Annotated in this window: 3 protein-coding genes; all 3 read right to left on the reverse strand. The window is 55.2% G+C overall.

Features of this window, described 5'->3' with window-relative positions; all coding sequences use genetic code 11:
* Window positions 1-479, reverse strand: a 479-nt coding sequence (locus B2Z72_RS09000) for an SPOR domain-containing protein (protein ID WP_297004621.1), incomplete at its 3' end; no start/stop codon positions are given.
* Window positions 464-1,723, reverse strand: coding sequence for a bifunctional folylpolyglutamate synthase/dihydrofolate synthase (locus tag B2Z72_RS09005; protein ID WP_296983518.1), 1,260 nt, complete (start codon window positions 1,721-1,723; stop codon window positions 464-466). The genes B2Z72_RS09000 and B2Z72_RS09005, both read right to left, overlap by 16 nt.
* A gap of 6 nt (window positions 1,724-1,729) precedes the next feature.
* On the reverse strand, window positions 1,730-2,533 hold the full coding sequence (trpA, locus tag B2Z72_RS09010) for a tryptophan synthase subunit alpha (RefSeq protein ID WP_296983516.1): 804 nt from the start codon (window positions 2,531-2,533) through the stop codon (window positions 1,730-1,732).
* Window positions 2,534-2,700 lie beyond the last annotated feature (167 nt).

Genomic DNA, 2,700 nt, shown 5'->3' on the forward strand with positions numbered 1-2,700 from the left:
TCGATTACACTGCGCTGCACCTCTGGGCCAACGTACACCCGGGTCAGATTATCGCCCGGAAAAGCCTGAGTGTATGCCTTGTAGCCTCTTTTACGCAGCTTATCCCGCAGCTCAAAAGCATTTTTCTCGTCGGAAAACGCCCCCAGCTGCAGCGTCCAGGTGTAAGGCAGGTTATCTGCATCCAGCGAGGTCTGATCCCCTTTGCTGCCGGGTTGTGCCTGCTCATCCTGCTCAGCAACCGGAATATCCGGAATGCGCACAGCCTCTTCAGCTTCGCCACTGGCGAGCTGCTCCAGCTCGATACGCACTTTCTGTTCATCCTCAACCACCGCCCAGTCCGGCGCATCCGGCATGGGAGGTATATCGCTGCGCAGCCCAACTTTGCTGCGCGATCCATCAAGCACCAGCGGCAGCGCAATAGCGAACGCCACAACAGTTAAGAAGGCACCAACAACGCGCTTTTTTAAATGCTGTTCCACTGCCCCGGTTCTCCTTTAATAACTTCCATTGCCGCATCGACGGTAAAGAACGATCCACAGATCAACCAGTGTCCGTTGTCAGGCAGCAGTCGCATAGCCTCCGCCACCGTGGCTGCGGTCTGCAGCTCAACAGCAGCGAAGCGTGCCGCCAGCGCATCTGCGCTGAGCCCACGCGGACATTCGAGACCACAGCATATCAGCTTATCGTGTTGTGGCAGAGCAGCCAGCACAGCCGCACTTTCTTTGTCGGTCAGCATCCCAAGAATGATACCATCAACATGATGCAGAGAGCTTGCCAGATACGCTGCTGCCTGTTCATTGTGCGCCACATCAAGGGTAACAATCAGCCCCGACGAATGCCGGTAACTCTGCAGCCGGCCCGGCACCCGCAGATGCTTCAATACCCGTTCGACTTTATCCTGAGGCGGCAGCTGATCCATCAGTGCCAGCGTCTGAATCGCGGTAGCAACATTATGATAAGGAATACGTGCCGCAGGCAGGTGCCACTGACGGGACTCTCCATCGTAGAGAAAACTCACATCAAGAGAGCCATCCTGCTGACGGACGACATCAAACACCTCACCCCGTCCAACCCAGCTGGCAGCCATATCTTCGACAGCCGTTCTGGCGTTTGCCGGAGGATTCGGCTGACCGCACACCAGCACTTTACCGGAACGGGCAATGCCGACCTTTTCACAAGCAATCTGTTCTACGGTATCACCCAGCCAGGCCTGATGATCCAGACCAATACTGGTGATCACTGATATATCCGGCTCGACGATATTAACCGCATCCAGGCGACCGCCCAGACCAATTTCCAGCACACAGGCATCCAGCTTCTGTTCAGAAAACCACTTAAGTGCAGCCAGCGTGCCGAACTCGAAATAGGTCAGACTGGTGTCACCCCGCCCGGCCTCTACCGCACGAAAACCGGCACACAGTGCTTCATCAGATACCTCGGTACCATCCACCATCACACGCTCGTTGTAACGATGAATATGAGGTGAACAATAGACACCGACTTTCATACCCTGCGCCTGCAGCAATGCTGCCAGCAGAGCGGACGTAGTACCCTTACCATTGGTACCACCCACCAGAATGACCAGTGGAGCGGGATGCAGACAATCCAGTCGTTCAGCAACCGCTTTTACCCGGTCCAGCCCCAGTTCAATCTCGCTGGGATGGAGCGCTTCAATGCGCTCCAGCCACTGATCAACAGTGGCTGTTTGCGGATCAAAACTCATGACAGATCAGGCATCCAGAGCCGTGCGCATACTGTTTACCAGGGCCGCAACGTCGGTGCGCGCCTTAGCCGCGTCCTCAGCGTTGGCAGCAATCAGATTCACAATCGCTGAACCGACAATAACGCCGTCACACACTTTGGATACCGCCGCTGCGGTTTCGCCATTGCTGATACCAAAACCGACACCCACCGGAATGGATACGTGCTTACGGATACGTTCCAGATTACGCGCCACATCATCGACATCAAGCGCCTTAGAACCGGTCACACCTTTCAGAGAAACGTAGTACACATAGCCACTGCCGGCATGAGCGATGGCTTCAATACGCTCGTCTTTGGTGGTCGGTGCGATCAGATAAATCATGTCCAGCTCGCGGGACTTAAAGAAATCTGCCACATCGACCGCTTCTTCAGGTGGCAGATCCACCATCAGCACACCATCAACACCGGCAGCGACTGCACTGGTCGCAAATTCTTCATACCCCATGCGTTCAACCGGGTTCAGATAACCCATAAGAACGACCGGGGTTTTATCGTCGGACTGACGGAACTCCGCCACCATCGCCAGCACATCACGCAGCGAAGTGTTGTGCGCCAGCGCGCGTTCACAGGCCAGCTGAATAGTCGGGCCATCCGCCATCGGATCAGAGAACGGCACACCCAGTTCGATAATATCGGCACCGGCATCAACCAGCGCGTGCATCATAGGAACGGTGGCTTCTTTCTGCGGATCACCTGCGGTGATGTAAGGAATCAGGGCTTTTTTGCCTTTGGCTTCCAGGGTTGCAAATGCAGTTTTAATACGGGACATCTCAGTCTCCTGAATTCGGTTTCAGCCCGGCATCTGAGCCAGGCCGATTAATCTTTTTCACTTCAGCTACGCCCGTAGCGCAGCGGCTTCCCGGAGCGTTACGAGCGATGAAGATACAAGGCAAGAAACAGCGAAAGAGCGGAGTGTAGTTAACCTACATGAGCATC

The organism is Thalassolituus sp. UBA6592, from assembly GCF_002433655.1.
Lineage (GTDB): Bacteria > Pseudomonadota > Gammaproteobacteria > Pseudomonadales > Oceanobacteraceae > Venatoribacter.

Bases quoted from the DNA above. Each gene is read 5' to 3' on its own strand.
- B2Z72_RS09005 (WP_296983518.1), bottom strand. From the start codon at position 1,723: ATGAGTTTTGATCCGCAAACAGCCACTGTTGATCAGTGGCTGGAGCGC.
- trpA (WP_296983516.1), bottom strand. From the start codon at position 2,533: ATGTCCCGTATTAAAACTGCATTTGCAACCCTGGAAGCCAAAGGCAAA.